Source organism: Pantoea sp. PGP6 (assembly GCF_053474785.1).
On record NZ_JBQBMA010000002.1, the window covers coordinates 353627 to 377138 of the forward strand.

Annotated in this window: 23 protein-coding genes; 9 read left to right on the plus strand and 14 right to left on the minus strand. The window is 57.4% G+C overall.

Annotated features, from left to right (window positions below; all coding sequences use genetic code 11):
- Positions 1-49 precede the first annotated feature (49 nt).
- Positions 50-940, plus strand: a complete 891-nt coding sequence (malG, locus tag ACLIBF_RS22090) for a maltose ABC transporter permease MalG (RefSeq protein WP_094119163.1) — start codon at positions 50-52, stop codon at positions 938-940.
- Positions 941-1019: 79 nt separating this feature from the next.
- Here malG and ACLIBF_RS22095 read toward each other — a convergent pair whose 3' ends face one another.
- The 11 genes from ACLIBF_RS22095 to ACLIBF_RS22145 form a co-directional block, all read right to left on the minus strand.
- Positions 1020-1625 (minus strand): TetR/AcrR family transcriptional regulator, encoded by a 606-nt coding sequence (locus tag ACLIBF_RS22095; protein WP_094119162.1) that lies wholly within the window; start codon positions 1623-1625, stop codon positions 1020-1022.
- Positions 1615-2217, minus strand: a complete 603-nt coding sequence (locus ACLIBF_RS22100; protein WP_448310675.1) for an NAD(P)H-dependent oxidoreductase — start codon at positions 2215-2217, stop codon at positions 1615-1617. Before ACLIBF_RS22100 ends, ACLIBF_RS22095 begins: the two co-directional genes overlap by 11 nt.
- 73 nt (positions 2218-2290) lie before the next feature.
- On the minus strand, positions 2291-3385 hold the full coding sequence (locus ACLIBF_RS22105) for an iron-containing alcohol dehydrogenase family protein (protein WP_448310676.1): 1095 nt from the start codon (positions 3383-3385) through the stop codon (positions 2291-2293).
- Positions 3386-3394: 9 nt separating this feature from the next.
- Positions 3395-4063, minus strand: coding sequence for a methionine ABC transporter permease (locus ACLIBF_RS22110; protein ID WP_094119159.1), 669 nt, complete (start codon positions 4061-4063; stop codon positions 3395-3397).
- Entirely contained in the window at positions 4051-4839 is a 789-nt protein-coding gene (locus ACLIBF_RS22115) for a methionine ABC transporter ATP-binding protein (RefSeq protein WP_094119158.1), read from the minus strand. Before ACLIBF_RS22115 ends, ACLIBF_RS22110 begins: the two co-directional genes overlap by 13 nt.
- Positions 4832-5635 (minus strand): MetQ/NlpA family ABC transporter substrate-binding protein, encoded by an 804-nt coding sequence (locus ACLIBF_RS22120; protein WP_448310728.1) that lies wholly within the window; start codon positions 5633-5635, stop codon positions 4832-4834. The genes ACLIBF_RS22115 and ACLIBF_RS22120 overlap by 8 nt, the downstream gene beginning before the upstream one ends.
- 16 nt (positions 5636-5651) lie before the next feature.
- Entirely contained in the window at positions 5652-6671 is a 1020-nt protein-coding gene (locus ACLIBF_RS22125) for an isopenicillin N synthase family dioxygenase (protein ID WP_448310677.1), read from the minus strand.
- A gap of 134 nt (positions 6672-6805) precedes the next feature.
- A complete protein-coding gene (locus tag ACLIBF_RS22130; protein WP_448310678.1) occupies positions 6806-9121 on the minus strand; it encodes a molybdopterin-dependent oxidoreductase in 2316 nt (771 codons plus the stop codon).
- Between the two features lie 3 nt (positions 9122-9124).
- A complete protein-coding gene (locus ACLIBF_RS22135; RefSeq protein ID WP_448310679.1) occupies positions 9125-9793 on the minus strand; it encodes a methionine ABC transporter permease in 669 nt (222 codons plus the stop codon).
- On the minus strand, positions 9786-10811 hold the full coding sequence (locus ACLIBF_RS22140) for a methionine ABC transporter ATP-binding protein (protein ID WP_448310680.1): 1026 nt from the start codon (positions 10809-10811) through the stop codon (positions 9786-9788). Before ACLIBF_RS22140 ends, ACLIBF_RS22135 begins: the two co-directional genes overlap by 8 nt.
- Positions 10808-11587, minus strand: a complete 780-nt coding sequence (locus tag ACLIBF_RS22145) for a MetQ/NlpA family ABC transporter substrate-binding protein (protein WP_208612729.1) — start codon at positions 11585-11587, stop codon at positions 10808-10810. The genes ACLIBF_RS22140 and ACLIBF_RS22145 overlap by 4 nt, the downstream gene beginning before the upstream one ends.
- 250 nt (positions 11588-11837) lie before the next feature.
- Between ACLIBF_RS22145 and ACLIBF_RS22150 the strand changes: the two genes are divergently transcribed.
- A complete protein-coding gene (locus tag ACLIBF_RS22150) occupies positions 11838-13016 on the plus strand; it encodes an aminotransferase class I/II-fold pyridoxal phosphate-dependent enzyme (RefSeq protein ID WP_448310681.1) in 1179 nt (392 codons plus the stop codon).
- 316 nt (positions 13017-13332) lie between these two features.
- Positions 13333-14799, plus strand: a complete 1467-nt coding sequence (gene proP, locus ACLIBF_RS22155) for a glycine betaine/L-proline transporter ProP (protein ID WP_094119152.1) — start codon at positions 13333-13335, stop codon at positions 14797-14799.
- Between the two features lie 51 nt (positions 14800-14850).
- On the opposite strand, the gene ACLIBF_RS22160 is transcribed toward proP, so the two are convergent.
- Complete coding sequence (locus tag ACLIBF_RS22160) at positions 14851-15444, minus strand: CGNR zinc finger domain-containing protein (RefSeq protein WP_448310682.1); 594 nt, start codon at positions 15442-15444, stop codon at positions 14851-14853.
- Positions 15445-15620: 176 nt separating this feature from the next.
- On the opposite strand from ACLIBF_RS22160, the gene ACLIBF_RS22165 reads away from it, so the two are divergent.
- Positions 15621-16493: an alpha/beta fold hydrolase gene (locus tag ACLIBF_RS22165; protein WP_094119151.1), complete on the plus strand. Its 873-nt coding sequence runs from the start codon at positions 15621-15623 to the stop codon at positions 16491-16493.
- A gap of 53 nt (positions 16494-16546) precedes the next feature.
- Here the strand turns inward: ACLIBF_RS22165 and ACLIBF_RS22170 are convergent, their stop codons facing one another.
- Positions 16547-17095 carry a YbhB/YbcL family Raf kinase inhibitor-like protein gene (locus ACLIBF_RS22170; RefSeq protein ID WP_094119150.1) on the minus strand — a complete coding sequence of 183 codons (549 nt, stop codon included), beginning with the start codon at positions 17093-17095 and terminating at the stop codon, positions 16547-16549.
- A 238-nt stretch (positions 17096-17333) separates the two neighbouring features.
- On the opposite strand from ACLIBF_RS22170, the gene ACLIBF_RS22175 reads away from it, so the two are divergent.
- Positions 17334-18212, plus strand: a complete 879-nt coding sequence (locus ACLIBF_RS22175; protein WP_094119149.1) for a LysR family transcriptional regulator — start codon at positions 17334-17336, stop codon at positions 18210-18212.
- Positions 18213-18226: 14 nt separating this feature from the next.
- Here the strand turns inward: ACLIBF_RS22175 and ACLIBF_RS22180 are convergent, their stop codons facing one another.
- Positions 18227-19870: a dihydroxyacetone kinase subunit DhaK gene (locus ACLIBF_RS22180; RefSeq protein WP_448310683.1), complete on the minus strand. Its 1644-nt coding sequence runs from the start codon at positions 19868-19870 to the stop codon at positions 18227-18229.
- Between the two features lie 276 nt (positions 19871-20146).
- On the opposite strand from ACLIBF_RS22180, the gene fucO reads away from it, so the two are divergent.
- The 4 genes from fucO to ACLIBF_RS22200 all read left to right on the plus strand — a co-directional run bounded on the left by fucO (position 20147) and on the right by ACLIBF_RS22200 (position 23450).
- Positions 20147-21295, plus strand: coding sequence for a lactaldehyde reductase (fucO, locus tag ACLIBF_RS22185; RefSeq protein WP_448310684.1), 1149 nt, complete (start codon positions 20147-20149; stop codon positions 21293-21295).
- 298 nt (positions 21296-21593) lie between these two features.
- On the plus strand, positions 21594-21767 hold the full coding sequence (locus ACLIBF_RS22190; RefSeq protein ID WP_008924737.1) for a GhoT/OrtT family toxin: 174 nt from the start codon (positions 21594-21596) through the stop codon (positions 21765-21767).
- A 107-nt stretch (positions 21768-21874) separates the two neighbouring features.
- The gene (locus ACLIBF_RS22195) at positions 21875-22045 is read left to right on the plus strand and encodes a hypothetical protein (RefSeq protein WP_448310685.1); all 171 of its coding nucleotides are present in this window, start codon (positions 21875-21877) and stop codon (positions 22043-22045) included.
- A gap of 205 nt (positions 22046-22250) precedes the next feature.
- Complete coding sequence (locus ACLIBF_RS22200) at positions 22251-23450, plus strand: CynX/NimT family MFS transporter (RefSeq protein ID WP_094119185.1); 1200 nt, start codon at positions 22251-22253, stop codon at positions 23448-23450.
- Positions 23451-23512 lie beyond the last annotated feature (62 nt).

The following is a 23512-nucleotide window of genomic DNA, read 5'->3' on the forward strand; positions in this document are numbered from 1 at the left end:
CAGACTGACAAATAAAATAGCCTGATGGACCAGGTTCTAAGGAGTTGTTATGGCTATGGTACAACCTAAATCGCAACGGCTGCGTCTGCTGATGACGCACCTGCTGCTGCTGTTATTTATTGCCGCAATCCTGTTTCCACTGCTGATGGTGATCGCTATTTCGCTGCGTGCCGGCAACTTCGCCACCGGCAGCCTGATCCCGGAGCAGATCTCCTGGGAGCACTGGCGGCTGGCGCTGGGCTTCAGCGTTGAACACGCGGATGGACGGATTACGCCGCCGCCTTTCCCGGTGCTGCTGTGGTTGTGGAACTCGGTCAAGATTGCCGCCATCAGTGCGCTGGGCATTGTGGCGCTCTCCACCACCTGCGCCTATGCGTTTGCACGTATGCGCTTCGCCGGTCGCGCCAGCCTGCTGAAAGGGATGCTGATTTTCCAGATGTTCCCGGCGGTACTGTCGCTGGTGGCGCTGTATGCCTTGTTTGATCGGCTTGGCCAGTATCTGCCCTTTATCGGACTGAATACGCATGGTGGGGTGATCTTCGCCTATCTGGGCGGCATCGCGCTGCATGTCTGGACCATCAAGGGCTATTTCGAAACCATCGACGGTTCGCTGGAAGAAGCCGCCGCGCTGGACGGTGCTACGCCCTGGCAGGCGTTCCGGCTGGTGCTGCTGCCGCTGTCAGTGCCGATTCTGGCGGTGGTGTTTATTCTGGCGTTTATTGCGGCGGTCACTGAGGTACCGGTCGCGTCGCTGCTGCTGCGTGATGTTAACAGTTACACCCTGGCGGTGGGGATGCAGCAATACCTGAATCCGCAAAACTATCTGTGGGGCGATTTTGCCGCGGCTGCGGTGCTCTCCGCCATTCCGATCACGCTGGTGTTCCTGCTGGCGCAGCGCTGGCTGGTCAGCGGTTTAACCGCTGGCGGCGTGAAAGGGTAAACGATCATCATTGTACGTTGCCACTGCTTACACAACATCTGTTGTGGTTGAGGATTCGGCGGCCTGCGGGCCGCCATTTTTATGCTGTCAGCGTCCGGCTACCGGCCACCAGTGCCAGGATTATCGCGGTTAACGTCTGCTGACCTTCTGCCTGACTGATATCGCCGCGCACCACCGCGCCGGCTATCGCATCTGCGGCCCCCAGCATCCCCCACATCCCGGCCTCAGCAATCCCGTTTTCGCCACTAAAAGGCGCAAACCAGTGCTGACAGCGGGCGATAAAGTCGAGCTGATAATGGCGTTTAACGGCGGCAAGTTCAGGCGAGGTGCTGAGCGCTGAAAGCAATTCAGGGATTTCACGCCCCTCCGTCATCACGCAATCCACATAACAGGCGGCGAGCACCTCCGCTTTCTGTTGTAGCACTACGGGCGCGGCACGCATGGCCGCCTCCATCAGGTCAGTCTGGCGGCGATCAAAGTCGGCATAGAGCGCCGCCAGCAGACCATGTCGGGTGATGAAGTGATCGTACACTACCGGCTTACTGACTCCCGCGGCTTCGCCAACCCGGGCCAGCGTCAAAGCCTCACTGCCTTCGGCCTGCATCAACTGCCATGCAACGTCTAACAACTGTCTGCGTCGGGCTTCACGCGACAGACGCGGCCTGGCGGACTTTTCACTGATCATAAGGTCTCCGATCGGCAAACAAACGCTGACCCAACTGCTGGGCCTGTTGAAAGTGCGACTCAGGATAGCCCTCATCGCCGGTCAGCAACAGTTCGCTGGTCACCACCGGCGCGCCACAGTAATCAAAGATGCCGTGATCAATCTGATTCCGCATGCTGGCGAAGTAGCCGTGCCGCAGGTAGGTTCGGGTATCGGCAGCCCCCAATGCAATCAGATGAACAGGAAGATGGCCGAGACGTTTCACTATCCGCCCGTCCTGCTCCTGATAAGCCCAGCCCTGAGTGAAGACCCGATCAATCCAGCCTTTCAGCTGCGCCGGAAAGGACCACCAGTAGACCGGATAGACCAGCACCAGCGCATCGGCGCGATCCACGCGTTGCTGTTCTGCCAGCACATCCGGCGGCGAAGCAGCCAGCCCTTTGAACTGTGCGACATCACCGGGATTGAAACGCGGATCAAATCCTTCTGCTGCCAGGTCTGCCCGTTCAACCGTATGGTGGCCTGTGGCGATTATCCCCTGCTGCAGTTGGTCTGCAACGCGGTGAGTATGAGCATCCCGATCGGGATGGGCTGTCACTATTAATGCGTGCATCGTCGTCACCTGGCTTGAGTTACCGTTAAGTTACTAAAGGTAGGTTACGGCTAGTAGGTTAGCAAGCACTGTTTTACACCGGTGGCGCAGACCGCATTGACGGTTTAAACGCCGCGGTCGCCCGTAGCGCCTGTTCAAGCCGGAGTGGGTCAATAGTAAAGGGCAGATCAACCAGGCTGGCGGCGGGGAAATGAATATCCTGGGCGATCTGCCGCAGCGCCGCATCAGGAAGAGTAGCGGGCAGCGTCAGCGGACTGTAGAAACGCCGCAGCAGTGATAACAGTGTCGGCTCCACCTGACCGTTATCCTGCTCGATCAATGAATGCACCAGCAGGCTGAAGCCCACCTTTTCACCGTGCAGCCAGTGATGAAGTTCAGGCTGATGCGTCAGCCGGTCGTGAATCACATGCGCAAAGCCGGGAGTCGCCATGCTGTCCTGAATGCTGTTCGCCAGTCCGGCCAGCACAATATTGGCTTCGATAATTTTTTCCAGCGCGGGGGTCACCTGCTGCGCGATGTTGGCCGCCACGGCCGCTTCGCCCCAGCGTTCACACCATTCCAGTGCCTGCCTGGCGGCGTTGACTTTCAAATCCAGCGCCAGCCGGTGCGGCGTCTGCCGCTGATAGGGTTCAAACTCAATCCATTTCGCCAGCGCATCTACCATGCCGGCGCGCAGATAGCGTATATCGCTGTTGGCAATCACCTCGCTATCCACCAGAATCCACTCCGGCATACAACTGAGCGGCTGGCTGCGCAGATGACCACCCTGTTGATTGTAAATAATCGCCAGCGGTGACCAGGCCGCGCAGGTCGCTGCCACCGTCGCCATATTAACCAGCCGTACCTGCGGCAGCGCATCATTGATCGCTTTGGCGCAGTCCAGCACCCGGCCGCCGCCGATCGCCAGAATCAGCGATGCGCCATGCGTCTGCACCTGTTGCTGGAGATCGGCAATCGCCGCATCGGTGCATTCACCGGGCAAATAGTCGAGCTGCCAGCGTATGCCGGCCTGCTCCAGACTGATACTGAGCTGCGGGTTGACCGCTTGCCAGGCGCGCGGCGAGGTCAGGATATGAATATGCGTGGCCAGCGGCCGGATGATTTCACCCACCTCCGCCCGCAGGCCGGGACGTTGCAGATAGCCTTTCGGCGACATCACACGAAACATCAGCGCCCCTTAGCGACGATAGGCCAGCGAACGGACCAGCCGATCGCCCAGTTTTTGAATCAGCATCACCAGCGCCAGCAGCACCACGATGGTGGCCGCCATAATCTGGTTATCAAAACGCTGATAACCGTAACGGATCGCCAGATCGCCCAATCCCCCTCCGCCGACTACACCGGCCATCGCTGAGAAGCCAATCAGCATCACAATGGTCAGGGTAATGCCCGCCACCAGCGCCGGTAACGCTTCCGGTAGCAGGACGCGACTGACGATATGCCACAGGGTGCCGCCCATCGACACCACCGCTTCAATCCGTCCGCGATCCACCTCATCCAGCGCGTTCTCGACGATGCGGGCAAAAAAGGGAAAAGCGCCCAGGGTGATCGGCACGATCGCGGCGGTACTGCCCAGCGTGGTGCCCACCAGTAAGCGGGTAAACGGAATCAGCGCGATCAACAGCACCACAAACGGCAGCGCCCGGCCCGTATTCACCAGCGCATTCAGCAGCCATGACACTCCCCGGTTAGGCAGAATGCCCTGCGGGCGGGTCAGAAACAGTAAGACGCCAACCGGCAAACCGATCGCCACGGTAAACAGGGCCGCCAGCAGCACCATGTAAAGCGTTTCTCCGGTGGCGTTCAGCAGCAGTTGCTGAAAACGTTCGCTGGTCAGGCTACGCATCGTGTCAGGGCTCCACGCTGATATTTTTCGATAAAGGCCCGGTCCGCTTCGCCATCTTTCAGCAAAAGCTGCCGCAGACGTCCCTCTTCACGTGCCATGATCTGACTCAGTGACCCGCTCTCCACCAGCCGGCCCTGTTCAAGCAGCGCGGCACCGTCGCAGATCCGTTTCACCACCGTCATCTCATGGGTGATGAGCACGATAGTAATATTCAGCTGCTGCTGAATATCCGCCAGTAAATCCAGAATCGATGCGGTGGTTTCAGGGTCAAGCGCGCTGGTTGCTTCATCACACAGCAAATAACGCGGCCTGGCCGCCAGCGCGCGGGCGATACCGACCCGCTGTTTTTGCCCGCCGGAGAGCTGCGACGGCCGCGCCGCTGCAAAAGGGGTCAGCCCAACCAGTTGCAGCAGTTCGCTGACCCGCTGACGCCGCGCGGCGGGCGGTACGCCAGCGATCTCCAGTGGCAGGTCGATGTTGTCATGCACATTGCGCGAGTGCAGCAGATTGAAGTGCTGAAAGATCATCCCCATCTGCTGCCGCTGCTGGCGCAACTGCGCCAGGCTCATGGCGGCAATGTCCGCTCCATCAATCTCAATCTGGCCACTGGACGGAGTCTCCAGCCGGTTCAGGCAACGCAGCAGGGTACTTTTCCCGGCGCCGCTGCGGCCTAAAATGCCAAAAATTGTCCCCTCTTCGATGGTCAGCGACAGGTCATCCAGGGCGGGGGTTGCCGCGCCAGGATAGTGTTTGCTGAGATGTGAAAGTTTAATCATGCTGCGGGTCCGCTACCGGGATCACCGAGCCGTGATAATTTTTGCGGATAAAGTCGGCCACCTGCGGCGAGCGCAGATCTTTCGCCAGCTGCAGAATACGCGGATCTTTAACCAGCCCGGGCGTGGTCACCAGCAGGTTGGCATACGGATTGTGATTCGCTGACTCCAGTCCCAGCGCATCTTTCGCTGGCGTCAGCCCCGCCTCCAGCGCGTAGTTGCCATTGATCACCGCCGCATCCACATCATCCAGCGCCCGTGGCAGCTGCGGTGACTCAATCTCAATGATTTTGATCTGTTTCGGGTTGTCGCTGATATCTTTTGGCGTCACCAGCGTTGAACCCGTTTCGCCCTGGGCGCCCAGTTTAATCAGCCCTTTGTCCTGCAACAGCCACAGCGCCCGGCTCAGGTTGGTGGAGTTGTTCGGCACCGCGATGCTGGCACCCTGCGGCAGGGCCGCCAGGCTTTTCACTTTATGAGAGTAAATGCCCAGCGGCTCTATGTGCACACTGGCCGCCACCGCGAAGGTTTTCCCCAGCGCTTTTTCCTGATCTTTCAGATAAGGCAGATGCTGGAAATAGTTGGCGTCGACATCACCTGATGCCAGCAGCTCGTTGGCATTCACGCCGCCGCTCAGCTCGACGATTTTAAAATCGAGTGTCGGATCGAGGGTTTTGACATATTCCAGAATTTCCGCGTGTGGCACCGGATCGGCTGCGACACGTAATGGCGCTGCCTGCAAACTCTGAGCAATCAGCAAAGTGAGCCCGGCAAGGGCTAAGACGCGCTTTTTAATCATCATTTATCTCTTATTATCAGTGTTGAGCTTGTTCAGGGTAGAAACGCTGGGCGACTTCCGGATGGGAACGTAACCGGCCTTTGAGGTAGTTCCAGCCCACTTCACGTAACAGCGGATTAAGCGGATCGCTGCTCGGTCCCTGCGCCAGCCGGGCCAGCGACGGCGGCAACTGATAGATCGGCACCACGGCATCCAGCTGCGCCCCCAGGAAGAAGGCGATAGAGAGCCGTTCACTGGCCTGCTGAGGCGACACCACCCGATGCACGGTGGCGCGCAGGTAGCCGTTGGTCGCCAGCTCCAGCAGTTCGCCGATATTCACCACAAAAGCGCCGGGCAGCGGCGATGCGTCAACCCAGTGGTCAGGCGTAACCTCCACCTGCAAGCCTGGCTGATCGTCCTGCAGCAGCAGCGTCAGAAAGCCTGAGTCTTTATGCGCACCCACGCCCTGACGCGATTCGCTGTCGGTACGACCCGGGTAGCGGATCAGCTTAATGTGTTCGTTGGGGTAGTCGCCATACAGGTTGTCGAAGGCGTGACGCGGCAGATCCAGCGCCTCGGCAAAGGCCCGCAGCAGCTCCAGCGCCACCGAGGTCATCTCCTGCTGCCAGCGGGTCACCACCGTTTGCAGCTCAGGCAGCGCGGCGGGCCACTGGTTCGGACCCTGCATCCGCTGCCAGGCGGGAGACTCAGCGGTGACCGGCAACGCCTCGCGTTCAGCGCCAATATCAAACTGTTCACGGAAATCAGGCTGGCTGCGGGTAATTTCAACACCGGCAAGGTTATAGCCGCGGAAATGGGGCGAATTGGCCATTCTGACCGATAATTTATCCTGCTCGGGTAAAGCAAAAAAATCCCGGGAGACGCGCTGAACCGCATTTAATAAATCAGTATCAATGCCGTGATTAATTAAATAAAAGAAACCGACATCGCGCGCTGCCTGGCCTAATTTTTCAAGGCACTGCTGCTGCTGTTGTTTATTACCGGACAATAACGCGAAATCAATGATCGGTAATGATGATGACGTTAACTCACTCATTATTGACACCCTGTTGGCATGGAATGAATTAACCTTGCCAGTTCACCGGGTGTTTAACTACCAACTAATCCTGCAATCGATATTCAGACGGCGGGAATAACGCGATTATTCTTAACCGCCTCATTATTCAGTGCTTATTCAGTGGGCCACCGGACAAATTCCGGCGGCTGCCAGGCGGTGATAGCGGGTAACGGCGCGTCATAGCGCACGATATCGACAAAGCAGGTCTGGGCGCTGCATCCCTGCCCCAGTCGCGAGCTGCCGCAATCGCGGGTCAGCACGTTAGGGTTACCGTGTTTATCCAGCGGCAGGTCGCCATCCTGATCCAGCGGGTCATACCGAGCGCCGGTCGACATCTGTACCACGCCAGGCCGGATATCCTGCGTCAGATGAACACCCGCCAGCACCGCCCCGCGCCCATTAAACACCTTCACAATGCTGTTTTCGCTGATGCCGCGCGGTACCGCGTCATCCGGGTGCATCCAGAGCGGCTCGCGTCCGGCAATTTTGGTTTGCTGGCTGATACGCCCGTGATCGTACTGACTGTGCAGCCGGGTACGCGGCTGGCTGGAGAGCAGATGCAACGGCCACTGCTGCTTCTCCTGCTGCTGCGCCTGATATTCGTCCGGGTCCCACCAGGCAAATCCTGGCGCTTCGGCGTAGCCAAAACCGGCGACCGTCTGCGAAAACAGCTCAATCCGGCCAGAAGGTGTCGTCAGCGGTGCGGCATCAGGATCGTCACGAAATGCCTGCAACAGGATCTGCGACGTATCGGGCAGCGGATATTCCAGCTTGCCGGCGGCCCGGAACGTATCGAAGTCGGGCAGCACAATGCCCTGCTCCGCGGCGCGTGGGCGTGATGCATCGTAGATTGCCGCTAACCACTGGCGTACATCACGTCCTTCAGTGAAGCGCTCAGCGAAGCCAAGCCGTTCTGCCAGTGCAGCAAAAATCGCATAGTCAGACTGCGATCCGGCAAACGGCGGCAGATGCTGCGGCATGGCGATCATAAAACCATCATTGCTGGCACTGCCGATATCTTCGCGCTCAAGCGAGGTGCTGGCGGGCAGCACGATATCGGCAAACTTCGCCTGGGCAGTCCAGAACTGCTCATGCACGATAATGGTATCCGGCTGCTGCCAGGCGCGGATCAGCTTGTTGAGGTCCTGATGATGATGGAAAACGTTACCGCCCGCCCAGTAGACCAGCCGGATATCAGGGTAAGTCCGCTGCTGCCCATCAAATGCATAGCTGCCACCAGGGTTCAGCAGCATGTCAGCAATACGCGCCACCGGAATGTTTTGCTGCACCGGGTTGTGATCGGCAGGCAGTCGGGGACCGGAAAACTGACGCCGGGCAGCACCCGCCAGGTTGGTCGAGGCATAGCCAAAACCCAGCCCGCCACCCGGCGTGCCAATCTGGCCCAGCAGCGCCGTGGTGGCAACCGCCGCCCAGAACGCCTGTTCGCCCTGCCGCGCACGCTGCACCGACCAGGCAATATTGACCATGGTTTTGCTTTCCGCCATCTGCCGCGCCAGCTGGCGGATCTGCGCCGCCGCTAATCCGGTCAGTGGCGCGGCCCATTCCGGGGTTTTCACCACGCCGTCCCGTTCGCCGGTCAGATAAGCGGCATATTCATCGAACCCCACCGTGTAGCGGGCCACAAAGTCGGCGTCGTAGCGGGATTCCGCAATCAGCACCTGACCGATTGCCAGCAGCAGCGCGGTATCAGAGCCGGGCTGAATCGCCAGCCATTCCGCATCCGGCACCGCCGACAGATCGTTTCTGACCGGGCTGACATTAATAAAGCGGGTGCCGTTCTGGCGCAGCGTCGTCAGCCAGTGCGCCAGTGCATGATCGCTGGCCCCGCCGCCATTGACCTGGGCATTGCGGAGCGGCAAGCCACCGATCGCGACAAACAGCTCGCAATGCTGCGCCAGTACCGGCCAGTGGGTGTGCTGACGCTGCAACGTGTCGAGATCGCCGAGGATATGCGGTAAGGTGCGTTCACCGGCGGCAATACTGTAGGTGTTGGTGCTGCCGGTATAGCCGCCAAAACCGTTGAAGAAGCGGTGCAGCTGACTCTGCGCATGGTGAAAGCGTCCGGCACTCGACCAGCCGTAAGAGCCGGCATAAATGGCCTGAGTGCCGTGCTGCCGCCGCACCCGCGCCAGCTCATCCGACACCAGCTGTAACGCGTGTTCCCAGCTCACCTCAACAAACGGCTCTTTGCCGCGTGACTGGCGCGATGCGGGCTTACCCTGCAGGTAACCCAGCCGCACCGCCGGGTACTTCACCCGCGTGTCACTGTGTATCGCGTCCGGCAGCGACTGACCAATCAGAGAAGGATTGCGATCCCACGCCACCGGCGTTACCGCTGTCAGCCGCCCCTCCTCGGTGGTGACGTGATAAGTCCCCCAGTGCATCACGGCTAAATCACTGTTTTTCATTGGTTACTCGCGGCGAATACGACGCGACAGGCGCGTCCCCAGGGTTTGTAACAGCTGAACGATGACGATCAGCACCAGTGCGGTGGTGAGGGTGGCAAAGGCATCAAAACGTTGGTAGCCGTAGGTGATCGCCAGATCCCCTATCCCGCCGCCGCCTACCGTGCCGGCCATAGCAGTCGCACCCAACAAGCCGATGGTGGCCGTGGTCAGGGCGAGAACCAGCGACGAGGCGGCTTCCGGTAACATGAAGTACCAGATGGTCTGAAAGGTCGTGGCCCCCATGGCATTGGCAGATTCAAGAATGCCCTCATCGACCTCCAGCAGCGCACTCTCCACCAGCCGGGAAATGTAGGGCGCAATAAAAATCACCAGCGGGACGATGGCACCGGCGGTGCCGATAGTGGTGTTCACCAGCAGACGGGTCAGCGGCAGAATAGTAATCAGCAGAATAATAAACGGCAGCGAACGGATAATGTTCACCACCGGATTGAGGATTTGATGCACCAGCCGGTTCGGCATGATGCCGCCAGGACGGCAAATCACCAGAATCACGCCCAGCGGCAGGCCAAGCAGCGAACCAAACCCCAGCGATACGCTCACCATCACCAGCGTGTCCTGCAAGGCGATTAAAAACTGGTCGCCGGTAACCGCAGTATCAAACAGATCAGACATCACTGATTTTCACTCCTGTTGCCGTCAGAAAATCCTTTGCCGCCGCGATTTGTGCCGGCTCCCCGCTGAGCTGAACGATCATGAAGCCAAGAATGGTGCGCTGCACTTCCGACATATTGGCGAACAGGATATTGACCTCGACGGCAAAATTGCGGATCAGATGATGGATAATCGGCTGCTGGGCGGTGCTGCCGACGAATTCCAGCCGCAGTGACTGCAGGTTCGGCTGCTGGCTCAGCAGCGCCATCGTCTGCTGTGGCAGCCGATCATGGATCACCGATTGCACAAAGCTGGCGCTGACCGACTGTTGCGGATCGGCAAACAACGCCAGCACGTCACCCTGTTCAGCAATCCGGCCTTGCGCCATCACCGCCACTTTGTTGCAGATTTTTTGCACCACCGACATCTCATGCGTGATCAGAACGATGGTGATGCCGTAGCGCTGGTTAATCTCCTGCAGCAGCAACAAAATCTGCACCGTGGTTTGTGGGTCCAGCGCCGACGTCGCCTCGTCACACAGCAGAATGGCGGGGTTGGTTGCCAGCGCCCGGGCAATCCCGACGCGCTGTTTCTGGCCGCCGGAGAGTTCATCCGGATAACTGTGGGCCTTGTCGCTCAGGTTGACGAACGCCAGCAGCTCTTCAACCCGTGCAGTAATAAAAGCCTTATCCCGCCCCTGTAAAATCAGCGGGATCGCCACGTTATGAAAAACCGTCCGGGCATTCAGTAAATTGAAGTGCTGGAAAATCATGCCGATCTGCTTTTTGACCTGATTCAGGCGCGCTTTGCTGACGCCCTGTAACGCTTCGCCCTGCACCTCAACCGTGCCCGCCGTCGGCGTTTCCAGATGATTGATCAGCCGCAGCAGAGTACTTTTTCCGGCCCCGCTGGTGCCGATGACGCCGAAAATGTCGCCCTGATTAATGGTCAGGTTAACGTTATCCAGCGCCTTAACCTCAACGCCATTACGCGAGAAGGTTTTACTCACCTGGCGAAAGACGATAGTTGGCTGGCTCATTTGAAATAATCTGGCAGCAGATAGCCGCTATATTGCGGATCACTGACGATATACTGTCTGAATTCCGCTGAGTGATAGCCGGCAATAATATCGCGGGCAAACGCCGCCTGTTTATTCTTTCCGGCGACGGTAACCACGTTAATAAACTGACTGGTCGGTGCTTCCAGCTTCAGCGCTGAACTCAGTTTTATGCCGCTTGATACCGCGAAATTGCCCTGAATTACGCCAAAATCGACATCCGGCAACGCCCGCACCTGCTGCGCGTTATCCATCTCCTTCAGCACGATTTTGTACGGGTTTTCGCTGATGTTTTTCTGTGAAAATGTCGCTGCGTCACTGTCAGGATTGATCTTCAGCCAGCCGATGCTCTGTAACAGTAGCGCGGCGCGATATTCATTAGAGGGCTGATTCGGTACCGAAACCGTTGTACCCGGCGCTGGCGTAGGCAGTTGTCTGACGCGCTCAGAATAAAGCCCCATCGGCGGTGTCGGCACCTGAACAATGCCGACATTATCGATACCGAGCCGGTCATTAACCGATTTGAGATAGACCGGATGCTGCATGATATTGGCGTCAATAGTGCCACGGTGTACCGCGTCATTAACCTGAATACCATCGCTGAAATCTTTATATTCGATTTTATATCCCTGCTTAATTAGCCAGGGTGCAACCCCTTTTTCAAACTGCTCTTTATAGGGGCCGGGATTAAAGCCAATACGAATCACTTTTTCTTCCGCAGCATGGGCGGTGGAAATGAGCGTTGCGGCGGCGGCCATCAGATACCACGTTCCCTTAAAACTGATGCGCATAAAAAACCTTATTCATTATTGTGAGAAAAATTGATTTAATCACAGCCGCTGTAATCAGGAATAGTTAAAACCCGCCCGTCGCTTTGGCTTTTTTATGCTAACGATAGTTGTCTGCTGGAAATTCATTTAACGGCAATCGATAGTGTTATTTCTGCTAAAAAGGAATCACCAGGCTGTGTCATGCTCTGCCGCTTAGCAGACACTTTTCGGGGATATTATGGCGGAGTTTGCAGCATCGGAAATGGTGGCAGGGCTGGAGGAGAACCTCTTCAGTCTGTTAGAAAAGCAGGCGGCGCAGTTCGATGACCCGCACCTGCCGTTAATCGATCTCTCTTCGGGCAGTCCGCGCCAGCCGACACCGCCCGGCATTATTGCTTCCCTGCAGGCAGCCGCGGCGCAGCCTGAAAATCATGAATATCCCTCTTTCTGGGGCAAACCTGCGTTGCGCCGGGCTATTGCTGACTTTTATCAACGGCAGTACGGCGTGACACTCGATCCTGACAGCGAAATTGCGGTGTTTCAGGGAGCGCATATTGCGGTTAACGGCCTGCCGCGCGCGCTGCTCAACCCAGGCCAGGTGCTGATTTCCACCGATCTCTGCTATCCACTTTATCGCTCAGCGGCCCGCCAGGCGAATGCGGATTTTTACGGCATTCCGCTGGAGGCGAGTAACGCTTTCCTGCCGGACTTTAACGCGATCCCGGCGCCGATAGCAGCACGTGCCGGACTGCTGTTGCTGAATTATCCACATAACCCGACCGGCGCACTGGCGACGCCCGCGCTGTTTGCCGCCGCGCTGGCCTTTGCCCGTCAGCACCATGTGCCGCTGGTGCACGACTTTGCCTATGCCACTCTCGGCAGCCAGCGCGGCGAACAGCCGATCAGCCTGCTCGCTCAGCCTGACGCCAAAGCATGGGGAGTGGAAATTTATACTCTGTCGAAGAGCTTTCTGATGGCCGGCTGGCGGATCGGCTTTGCCGTTGGCAATGCCTCGATCATCGCGGCGTTTAAAAAGTTGCATACCCACAGTTACAGCACGGTCTATGGTGCCGTGCAGGATGCCGCCATCACCGCGCTGGGATTGCCGTCTGAACAGATCGCGCAGCTGACCGAATGCTGGCATCAGCGACGGGTGCAGGTGCTGGCTAAGCTGGCCAGGCTGCGCTGGCCGGTACCATCCCGTCAGGGCACCTTTTTTCTCTGGCTTGCCACGCCATCTGGCATGACTGGCAAGCAGTTTGCCGCCCTGTTACTGGAGCAGGCACATCTGCTGGTCGCGCCTGGCGAAGGTTTCGGTCCGGCGGGTCAGCACTATATTCGCATCAGCCTCACCGCAGAGACGGATTTAATTATGCGCGCCCTTGATCGCGTTGCAGCGCTGAAATTATTTGGTTGATGCGGCCAGTATTATTAAATTATCAGCCCCAGCCATTCCGATAATAAAATCTGTAATTCGGTTACAAAATATTGATAAGCGTAAGCAGGGATGAATAAACAGACCCTGCTGCGTTTGTCAGGAACTGCGGTTATTTACTCCAAAAACTTGCAATAACTTACAATAATGGTCTAAGGTTTGGCGGCTGCGGTTACCAGCCGCTTCGCTTAACTATTATTCGGCTTCTTATAGCTTTCATTTCCACGGTTTCTTCTGAACATTATTTTGCGGCTGCGAAAGCTATAAGACTCCTTTATTTGAAGCATTTGAGGGGAATATGGACACCAGAAACTTATCGTCTGAACATCCAAAGAAACACTTCTGGAACAGGAAGCAAAAAGAGCTGACTGTTGATGACATTACCGTGATCGATAACGACATGCTGAAGCGTGCCGTGGGCGCTGCCGCACTGGGTAATGCGATGGAGTGGTTTGATTTCGGCGTGTACAGCTATCTCGCCGTGATTATCGGCAAAGTTTTCTTTCCGGATGCCAATAACGCGGTTCAGTTGATTGCCACTTTTGGTACTTTTGCTGCGGCCTTCCTGGTGCGTCCGATTGGCGGCCTGGTGTTTGGCCCGCTCGGCGACCGTATCGGCCGGCAGAAAGTGCTGGCGATGACCATGATCATGATGTCGATCGGTACCTTCTGTATCGGGCTGATCCCGGCATATTCATCGATAGGCATCATGGCACCGATCCTGTTGCTGGTGGCGCGTCTGATTCAGGGTTTCTCAACCGGCGGTGAATATGGTGGTGCGGCGACCTTTATCGCTGAATACTCTACCGATAAACGTCGTGGTTTTATGGGCAGCTTCCTGGAGTTTGGCACCATCGGCGGTTACCTGCTGGGCGCCAGCCTGGTGACGGTGATGACCACCCTGATGTCGAATGAAGCGATGATGACATGGGGCTGGCGCGTACCGTTCTTTATCGCCGCGCCGCTGGGTCTGTTCGGACTCTATGTGCGTCTGAAACTGGAAGAGACACCGGCATTCCAGCAGCATATGGAAAAACAAGAGGCGCTGGAGCAGAGCAAGCCGCGTCTGACGCTGATGCAGATGCTGAGCAAATACCGCGCACCGATGCTGAAATGTATCGGACTGGTGCTGCTGTTTAACGTTTCGAACTACATGCTGACCTCCTACATGCCGAGCTATCTGACTGGCGTTCTGGGTCTGCCCGAACTGAGCGGTCTGCTGCTGGTGATGGTGGCGATGTTTGTGATGATGCCGCTGACGCTGCTGTGGGGACGCTGGACCGACCGCATTGGTCGTCGCCCGGTGATTGGTTTTGGTGCGGTGGGTCTGATCCTGCTGGCAATTCCCAGCTTTATGCTGATCGGTTCCGGTAATATGTGGGCGGTGTTTGGCGGGCTGCTGATTCTGGGCGTACTGCACACCTGCTTTAGCGGCACCATGCCCTCTACGCTGCCCGCGCTGTTCACCACTGACATTCGCTATAGCGCACTGGCGATCGGTTTTAACCTGTCAGTATCGCTGTTCGGTGGCACCACGCCGCTGATCACCGCCTGGCTGGTGGATACCACCAAAAACAACATGATGCCCGCCTACTACATGATGGGTGCCGGTGTGATTGGTCTGATCACTATCCTTACGGTGCATGAAACCGCCCGTCAACCGCTGACCGGCTCATCGCCTGCGGTGGCCACCAAAGCCGAAGCGCAGCGCCTGATTGATAAGCTGCGCAAACGCCCTAAGCCCACGGCAGCGCCGGCAAAATAGCCTGACCGACGACACCCTGCATTTGCAGGGTGTCTTTTTATCAGCCGTCGGTTATTTCCCTGCCGGATTCAACTGCCTGAAGCGCGCGACTTTAGCCCGATTGCCGCACAGCGCCATACTGCACCAGCGACGACGATGTGCTTTGGTGCGATCGTAAAACCACAGGGTACAGGCCGGGTGTTCGCAGGCCCGCAGCCGGCTGACATCCTCCTGCGTCAGTAACGTCGCCGCCTGTTCTGCAACCCGCCCCAGCTGCTGCGTCGCAGTGTGATCCGGATAAACCCGCCGGAGCTGCAGCCCACCTTCACCGTCATTATCGAGCTGCAAATGACTCTCTGCCACCTGCAGATAAGCATTAAGCGCCTGCGGATCAACCGCCGCGCCCGCTTTCAGCTGCTGTACCGCGTCACGAATGATCTGCCGGAGCTGTCGCGCTGCCTGTAACAATACACCTGGCTGGTACTGAACCGGCGTGGTGTTTGTCACCAGATCGGCCTGCTGTAGCCAGGCCTCGACATCCCGATCGCTTTGCCAGAAATCGTGCGGCTGGCCGTCGACCCTGGCTATCGTGTTGATGAAATCCAGTGCCGGATGATCCGCCAGAAACCACGGTCCCTGCGGGTTAATTGTGTGCTTCTCCGCCATCTCTTTATCCTGTATCGCCAGTATCCGCTGCGGCCAATGTAACCGATGAAAACACTTTTGAACAGTTACAGTGGCGTCAGGCAACCATTAAAAGTATCTTTACAGGTTACAAAGAGGGTGCATAATGACTTTTCGTAACCCCTTAAACATAGCTTTAACAGTTACAGGAAGCGCCCATGTCGATTCAACCGGTACCGATCGCCTACCGCTATCAGCAAGCTGACGGCGTAAATATTTTTTATCGTGAAGCGGGCAATACTGCGCTGCCTGCGCTGCTGTTGCTGCACGGCTTTCCCACCTCGTCTCATCAATTCCGCGATTTAATTCCGCTGCTGGCCGATAAATTCCACATTATTGCCCCCGACCTGCCCGGTTTCGGCTTTACTGAGGTGCCTGCGGAACGCAACTATCCGTATACCTTCGATGCCTTTGGTCAGACGCTGACCGCCTTTGTGGATGCATTAGGGCTTAAGCGCTATGCGATGTATGTTTTCGATTATGGTGCGCCTGCCGGGCTGCGGCTGGCGCTGGCTTATCCCGAGCGCGTCAGCGGATTGATCTCTCAAAATGGCAATGCTTATCTGGAGGGGCTCGGTGATGCCTGGGCGCCGGTGCGGGCTTACTGGGACGATCCGACCGAAGCAAATGGAGAGGTGATCCGCGACGCCATCCTGACGCCGGAAGGCGTTAAGTGGCAGTATTTGCATGGCGTCAGCGATCCGCAGCAGATCGCGCCGGAGAGTTATACCCTCGACACGCTGTTAATGGATCGCCCCGGCAATAAAGAGATTCAGCTCGCGCTGTTTCTGGATTACGCCAGCAATCTGCGGCTCTATCCGGCCTTTCAGGCCTTCTTCCGCCAGCAGCAGCTGCCGACCCTGGTGATCTGGGGCAAACACGATCCGTTCTTTATTCCGCCTGGCGCGGCGGCCTGGCAGCGCGATAATCCGCTGGCGGTGGTGGAGATGCTGGAGAGTGGCCATTTTGCGCTGGAAACCCATACCGCTTACATCGCCCAGCGTATCCGCGAAATGTTCAGCGGCGACTAACCGTCTCTGCTGCCGTAAAGTCACTCACCTTACGGCAGGCTGTTCACGCAGGATTACTCGTTACTGAAGCGGCCCACGGTACTGGCCGCGCCAATCGCGTGACCTTTAAGCTGGCTCAGCAGCTCCGTCTGGGTTAACCCCGCTTTGAGCTGGCCTGCCGGCAGATCGGTCGCAATCAGCACGAAGTTATAATGATGCAGACCGCTGCCCGCTGGTGGACAGGGTCCGTAATAGTGTTGAGTGCCAGGGGTATTTTTGCCGCCGGTATACCCTTTGCCCTGAGTCAGTTCGCCCTGAGCAAAGGCGCTGCGATCCGGCGCAATGTTATAGGCTACCATATGCGTCACGCCCTGCCCTTTAGCGCCCACCGGATCGGTCATCAGCAGGGCCAGACTGCGGGTGCCGGCGGGAACGGCAGACCAGTTAAGTTCTGGTGAAATGTTCTCGCCAGTGCAGGACGGATTACTTTTATTCGCACCGGCAAACTTTTTATCCAGCAGCGCATTATCGCTGAAATCTTTTGACTGCAAGGTAAATACTGACGCTGCCAGGGTGGTCGCAGGCAGCGTAGCCAGCATCATTGCACAGAGTAATTTCTTCACCAGTCACTCCTTTACAGGGTTTTATCAGGGTAAATTGCGGCAGGCTAGCGGGTTGTTGCCGGTTGCTGCTGCTTAAATATAACGGTTTTGTAAGATTTAGCGGCTTTATGCCGGGATCAGCCTGATAAGCGATGCGGAGCGCGACGCCGTTGTCCTTTGGCAATTTAATCGATATAAGTTAACGCTTCTGAATAATAAACAAGACAATGCTCAGCCTTGTCACCCGGAAGCAGAATTAATGCAGATCGAAGACCTCCGGATCTACGTCGCCGTCATTCATGCAGGCAACTTTACCGCAGCGGCGGACCAGTTAATGTTATCGAAGCAGTATGTGAGTCGTCGTATGGCCGCGCTTGAAGCCTCGCTTGGCGCACGCCTGCTGATTCGAAATACCCGCAAACTGTCAGTAACTGATGCCGGTCTGCTGTTCGCGCAGCACGCCCAGCGCATTCTTGATGACATTCAGGAAGCGGAGCTGGCGGTATCGGAACAGCGTCAGACTCTGCGCGGCAGCTTTCGCATCAATCTGCCGATGTCATTTGGCATGAACCATCTTTCGCCGCTGATCGCGGAGTTTCTCAGCCAGCATCCGGCACTGCAGTTTCAGATTGAGCTGGCCGACCGCTATGTCGATGTGATTGGTGAAGGCGTTGATATGGCAATCCGCATTGGCGCACTGGCCGATTCCACACTGATTGCCCGTCCGTTAGGCGAGCTGAAACGGGTGATTTGTGGCAGTCCCGCCTATCTGGCCCGGGCCGGCACGCCACAACAGCCGGAAGAACTGCTGCAACACGCCTGCCTGCGCTATGGTCGGGAGGGTCAGAATGGCTGGGAGTTACAGGTCAGCGGCAAACCTAAATGGCTGGCTGTCCAGGGGCCGATGGTCAGCAACAACGGTGAAGTGCTACTGGATGCGGCGCTGGCGGGCCTGGGGCTGGTCCTGCTGCCCGAGTTCATTGTCGGTCCAGCGTTACAGCGGGGCGAGCTGGTGACGGTGCTGGAACCGTTTCATCCAACGTCGCTGGCGCTGAATGCGGTTTACCCCCAGCACCGTCAGCGCAGTGAGGTAAACCGTCAGTTACTGGCCTTTTTACAGGCGCGACTACTCTCCTAACCGCGCCGTCAGCGTTAACCTTTATTCAGGGCGGCAAACACCCGCGCCACCGCCACCGCACCGGGATCGGGTACGCCATTGAGATTATCGCTGTTGAGGTAGGATGAGCGTCCCGCTTTGGCTTTACCCATGGTGGCGGTGGCGTCGCTGCCCTGCTGCGCCGCAGCGGCCACCTCCGCCAGCGATTTGCCTGCGACCATCGCCTCAATCGCCGGTTGCAGCGCATCGATCAGGGTACGATCACCCTGTTGCGCGCCGCCATACTGCTTCATTTTTTCCAGCCCCTGCTGCAGCGCGGCGGGCAAGGCATCGCCTTCAGCCAGTTGCTGAGCAGCTGCGGTAAAGAAAATGGCCATCAGCACGCCGCTGGAACCCCCCATCACCGTGGCCAGCCGTTCTCCGGTGACCGCGAGCAGATCAGGTAACGCGTTGAGCGGCAGCTGGTTGTCCGCACATTCGCGCTGGATCTGGCGAGCACCGGCAGCGAAGGTCGAGCCGGTGTCACCATCGCCCACCTGCGCATCCAGCTGGTTCAGTTCACTTTCACTGGCGATCAGGGTTTCGCATATGCTGTTCACTATACGGGCGACAGCCGGATTTTCCGAAGGCGTGGCGGTATGTTCAGTCACCTGCTGCTCCGCACTAACCGGCTGTAATTCACTCAGCTTAATCGCTTTCACCCAACCCGTAACCTCTACCGGCGCACAAAGCGCCTGTTCAAACAGGGGTGTCAGCGTCATGCTGGTAACCGAAAAACCTTTCATATCCAGCGCCGTCATCAGCGGCGCGGGTCCAATCAGATAGCTGACCTGCTGGCTAAGTGACGAAGCAATCAGGTCACGGGTGACCAGACTCATCTCCAGCGCCGACATGCCGCCCAGATTATTGACCAGCAGCGCCCGCGGCTGTTGCGGATCGCCCTTCTGCATCACTTTCTCCAGCAGATGCTGCACAATTTGCTCGCTGTTCTGCGTTTTCAGCACGTCCACGCCCGGCTCACCATGGATACCCAGCCCCATCTCAACGCTGCCCTCCGGCACGCGTTGACCGCTCTGTTCATCAGGCAGATGGCAGCTCGATAGCGCCACACCCATGCTCGCGATGGCCTGGCTGGCTGACTCTGCTGCCGCGGTCACTGCCGCCAGATCGTCACCACGTTCGGCGACAAAACCCGCCACTTTATGCACCAGCAGCGTACCGGCTACCCCACGCGGCTGAGGATTATCGGGCAAAGCGACATCATCACCCACAATCACCATGTTGACCTTAAAGCCCGCTTTGCGCGCTTTCTCCGCCGCCAGACCAAAATTGAGCCGGTCACCGGTGTAATTTTTGACGATCAACAGGCAGCCCGCGTCACCGGTCAGATTGATAATGGCGTTATACACCGCATCGACGCTGGGCGAGGCAAACAGATCGCCGCACACCGCGGCCGTCAGCATCCCTTTACCAATAAATCCGACGTGCGCCGGTTCATGCCCCGATCCGCCACCGGAAATCAGCGCAACCTGCTGTTTCTGCCACTCTTTACGCATCACGATACGGATGCGAGGCGCGACCGCCAGCCGCACCAGATTGCCCCACGGGCTGGCGTAAATCATGCCGTCTAACGCGCTATCAACAAGGTCATCCTTTTTGTTCATTACGAACCGGGTCATGGCTTTTCCTCTTATGAAAGTGTCAGTTGCTCCTGACGAAGTGTTACATAGCAAAAGAAGACGTGGGGAAATTCACGCCGCTAAGCGCAGAAATCAGACTGTTCGGCACGCGTCACCGCCGGGCGGTCTGCGGCACGTCTGCCTCCAGTCGATACACTTCTCGTTAATTGATTGATTTTTATCAAATGCCTTTACCTTTTTCTGAGAGCTTATGCGCAGAACGTCACTGATTAAACGCGGAAGGTAAATATTCATTTGTTAACAGAGGATGTTTTGATGACCCAACGTATGATTCTGAATGAGACCGCCTGGTTTGGCGCGGGTGCGTTACGCCATTTACCGGAAGAGGTTCAGCGTCGTGGAATGCGTAAAGCGCTGATCGTCACTGATAAAGCACTGGTGGCAGCCGGTGCTCTGAAGCGGGTGACAGATTTACTGGCACAATATCAGCTCAACTGGGCACTCTATGATGAGGTTGTCCCGAACCCTACCATTCGGGTGGTGCAGGCAGGGGTTGAATGTTTTAAACGATCGGGTGCTGACTATCTGATCGCCATTGGCGGCGGGTCACCGCAGGACACCAGCAAAGCGATCGGCATTATTATCAATAATCCTGAGTTTGAAGATGTGCGCAGCCTTGAAGGCGTCTCCCCCACCCGCCATCCCTGCGTGCCCATCATTGCCATTCCGACCACCGCCGGTACGGCGGCGGAAGTGACCATTAACTACGTCATCACCGACGAAGAGAACCGCCGCAAATTCGTCTGCGTTGATCCGCATGACATTCCTAAAGTGGCAATAATTGATGCCGAAATGATGGCCAGTATGCCCGCCTCGCTCAAAGCCGCGACCGGTATTGATGCCCTGACCCACGCGATAGAAGGATACATTACCCGTGGTGCCTGGGCGTTAACCGATATGCTGCACCTCAAGGCGATTGAGATGATCAGCCACTCGCTGCGTGACGCGGTGGCGGGAAACATCGATGCGGTGGAGCAGATGGCGCTGGGCCAATATGTGGCGGGCATGGGGTTCTCCAACGTCGGACTGGGGCTGGTTCACGGCATGGCCCATCCGCTGGGTGCGTTTTATAACGTGCCGCACGGCGTGGCTAACGCGATTTTACTGCCGCAGGTGATGGCGTGGAATGCGCCCGCCACCGGCGAAAAATATCGCGATATTGCTCATGCGATGGGCGTGAAGCAGGTGGATACCCTGTCGCTCGATCAGGCGCGACAGGCGGCTGTGGAAGCGGTCAGACAGCTCTGCCAGGATGTAGGCATTCCGCGATCCCTGCGGGAAGTCGGCCTGCAGGATAAGGATATTGCTGCGCTGGCCCAGGCGGCGCTGGATGATGTCTGTACCGGCGGTAACCCTCGTGAACCCAATCTCGATGAGGTAATGGCGTTGTATCTGCAGAGCTAACGCCTGTAATTGCAGCACGCGCTGCGCGCTGCAGGCAAACCGGTCCGCCTGCTCCGGCCGGCCGGTTTCTTAACCTCTGCTTCGCCAGCGCGCTTTCTCGTCAGTCAACGGCAGCCGGCAACGGCTCAACCGCTTTTTAGCCGCCCGGTTTCAGCCTGAAATCGCCCGTTCCTCTCTCAACTTATCACCGCGTACAGCGTGCAGTTTCTTTAGATTTTTAACGGCGTTTGACTTGATCTGGATCACAAAAATCCGCATTATGCGCTGCGAAAACCTTAATGACGCTGCGGAGATATCAATGACACTGTACCAGGGTATGCTAATTTTTTATGCCGTTGTTGCATTGGTCGCTACGCTGATCACCTTCTTTATCGCTAAAGATAAACTGAGCATTAAACTGCTGAGCGCATTTTTAGTCGGGGCAACCTGGCCGATGAGTTTCCCGGTCGCATTGATGTTTGCCCTGTTTTAATTGACAATTTACGCTTTCCCACCACACTGAGGTATATACGCCTCTGGCCGGATATCACCTGGCCACCGACGTTTGTTTGCTCAAGATAATCTCAATAAGGAGCGGATATGCGTTTTCTCAGACTGATGATGGTAGTTACTGCCCTGACCGCCTGTAGTGCCCAACCGGGTAATAAAAAACCGGTGACTGTTGGTGAAACCCGTCAGCAAACCTGCCCGCCGGGTACCAATCCTAATCAAAACGATTGTGGTCATTTTCCGGAACCCGAATTTCACTGACACAGTAAGCTATCCCTGCAGCCTGACTCGTTCTCGCAGTCACTGGCAGAGGGGTGAAAGTGTGACGACACAAATATCAACGGATAACAAGGCTTTACAGCGGTAATAGCGGTCAGTAAAGTAGCGTCCAGACATCACTTGTGATGCGTAAGCGTTAACGTCAATCAACGCCCCCGCAGCGCTGCTGCCTGTGACGATTATCCTGATGACCCCAGTTAAACACGTTTCTACCTCTCAACCGCGGTTTTCCAGCGCCGCTTTTTTTCTGTTCGTTCTGCTACTCACTGCCGCTAACCTGCGTGCCCCGATCACGGCTGTTGGCCCGGTGTTGCAGGATATCCGCCTGACGTTTGGCCTGACCGCCGGTGAAGCAGGGCTGTTTAACTTTATCCCGCTGATGCTGTTTGCCCTGCTGGCGCCGGTGGCGGCCTGGCTGGGCAACCGTATCGGGCTGGAACGCAGTTTGTGGGGCGCGCTCTGCCTGATTACTGTGGGTTCACTGATGCGCTGGCTGCCTGCCGAAGCGGCATTATGGGGCGGCACCCTGCTGCTGAGTGCCGGTATCGCGGCGGCAAATGTACTGCTTCCGCCGTTGATAAAGCGCGACTTCACCGCCCATACCGCCAGATATATCGGCCTCTACGCCGCCACCATGTCGATTACCGCCAGTCTGGCATCGGGCGTGGCAGTGCCGCTGAGTCAGTTATCGCCAGCGGGCTGGCGGCTGTCGCTGGTAGTCTGGGCGCTGCCCGGGCTGGTGGCGCTGATTGCCTGGCTGCCGCTGTTACGTCGTCACGCCACTACCCTGCCGCCCTCCTCAGAAATGGTGGCACCTCGTCATCCCTGGCGGTCGCCCGGAGGCTGGCAGATTGCGCTGTTTATGGCGCTGCAGTCGCTGGCGTTTTATACCCTGATTGACTGGTTCGCGCTGTATGCCCAGGCCAATGGCTTTAGTCAGGCTGCTGCGGGCTGGCTGCTGTTCTGGTATCAGGCGATAGCGATCGTCGCCAATCTTGGCTGCATGGTGGCGCTGAAGCGGGTAAAAGATGCCCGGCTCACCGCCTTTGTTGCCTCCACCGCCATTTTTCTGGGGATGCTGGGCCTGCTGTTACTGCCGCAGGCGGCGCTGGCCTGGCTGACGCTGGCCGGACTCGGCGCGGGCGCGTCGCTGGTGCTTTGCCTGTCGTTATTTAATCTGCGGGCCAGTAATCATCGCCAGGCCTCACAGCTGTCGGGTATGGCTCAGTGCGTCGGTTATGCACTGGCGGCGCTCGGGCCGCTGTTTTTTGGCGTGCTGCATGACTACAGCGGCAACTGGACCTTACCGTTCACCTTGTTGACCGGCCTGAGCCTGCTGCAGATGCTGCTGGCTCCGCTGGCCGCCCAGTCAAAGCCCATCGGCTGACTCTGCGCTTCGGTATGGCTGACAACGGCAGAAAATTAGCCTTGATTCGCTGGCCGCTGACA

Bases quoted from the DNA above. Each gene is read 5' to 3' on its own strand.
- malG (WP_094119163.1), top strand. From the start codon at position 50: ATGGCTATGGTACAACCTAAATCGCAACGGCTGCGTCTGCTGATGACG.
- ACLIBF_RS22095 (WP_094119162.1), bottom strand. From the start codon at position 1,625: ATGATCAGTGAAAAGTCCGCCAGGCCGCGTCTGTCGCGTGAAGCCCGA.
- ACLIBF_RS22100 (WP_448310675.1), bottom strand. From the start codon at position 2,217: ATGCACGCATTAATAGTGACAGCCCATCCCGATCGGGATGCTCATACT.
- ACLIBF_RS22105 (WP_448310676.1), bottom strand. From the start codon at position 3,385: ATGTTTCGTGTGATGTCGCCGAAAGGCTATCTGCAACGTCCCGGCCTG.
- ACLIBF_RS22110 (WP_094119159.1), bottom strand. From the start codon at position 4,063: ATGCGTAGCCTGACCAGCGAACGTTTTCAGCAACTGCTGCTGAACGCC.
- ACLIBF_RS22115 (WP_094119158.1), bottom strand. From the start codon at position 4,839: ATGATTAAACTTTCACATCTCAGCAAACACTATCCTGGCGCGGCAACC.
- ACLIBF_RS22120 (WP_448310728.1), bottom strand. From the start codon at position 5,635: ATGATTAAAAAGCGCGTCTTAGCCCTTGCCGGGCTCACTTTGCTGATT.
- ACLIBF_RS22125 (WP_448310677.1), bottom strand. From the start codon at position 6,671: ATGAGTGAGTTAACGTCATCATCATTACCGATCATTGATTTCGCGTTA.
- ACLIBF_RS22130 (WP_448310678.1), bottom strand. From the start codon at position 9,121: ATGAAAAACAGTGATTTAGCCGTGATGCACTGGGGGACTTATCACGTC.
- ACLIBF_RS22135 (WP_448310679.1), bottom strand. From the start codon at position 9,793: ATGTCTGATCTGTTTGATACTGCGGTTACCGGCGACCAGTTTTTAATC.
- ACLIBF_RS22140 (WP_448310680.1), bottom strand. From the start codon at position 10,811: ATGAGCCAGCCAACTATCGTCTTTCGCCAGGTGAGTAAAACCTTCTCG.
- ACLIBF_RS22145 (WP_208612729.1), bottom strand. From the start codon at position 11,587: ATGGCCGCCGCCGCAACGCTCATTTCCACCGCCCATGCTGCGGAAGAA.
- ACLIBF_RS22150 (WP_448310681.1), top strand. From the start codon at position 11,838: ATGGCGGAGTTTGCAGCATCGGAAATGGTGGCAGGGCTGGAGGAGAAC.
- proP (WP_094119152.1), top strand. From the start codon at position 13,333: ATGGACACCAGAAACTTATCGTCTGAACATCCAAAGAAACACTTCTGG.
- ACLIBF_RS22160 (WP_448310682.1), bottom strand. From the start codon at position 15,444: ATGGCGGAGAAGCACACAATTAACCCGCAGGGACCGTGGTTTCTGGCG.
- ACLIBF_RS22165 (WP_094119151.1), top strand. From the start codon at position 15,621: ATGTCGATTCAACCGGTACCGATCGCCTACCGCTATCAGCAAGCTGAC.
- ACLIBF_RS22175 (WP_094119149.1), top strand. From the start codon at position 17,334: ATGCAGATCGAAGACCTCCGGATCTACGTCGCCGTCATTCATGCAGGC.
- ACLIBF_RS22180 (WP_448310683.1), bottom strand. From the start codon at position 19,870: ATGACCCGGTTCGTAATGAACAAAAAGGATGACCTTGTTGATAGCGCG.
- fucO (WP_448310684.1), top strand. From the start codon at position 20,147: ATGACCCAACGTATGATTCTGAATGAGACCGCCTGGTTTGGCGCGGGT.
- ACLIBF_RS22190 (WP_008924737.1), top strand. From the start codon at position 21,594: ATGACACTGTACCAGGGTATGCTAATTTTTTATGCCGTTGTTGCATTG.
- ACLIBF_RS22195 (WP_448310685.1), top strand. From the start codon at position 21,875: ATGCGTTTTCTCAGACTGATGATGGTAGTTACTGCCCTGACCGCCTGT.
- ACLIBF_RS22200 (WP_094119185.1), top strand. From the start codon at position 22,251: ATGACCCCAGTTAAACACGTTTCTACCTCTCAACCGCGGTTTTCCAGC.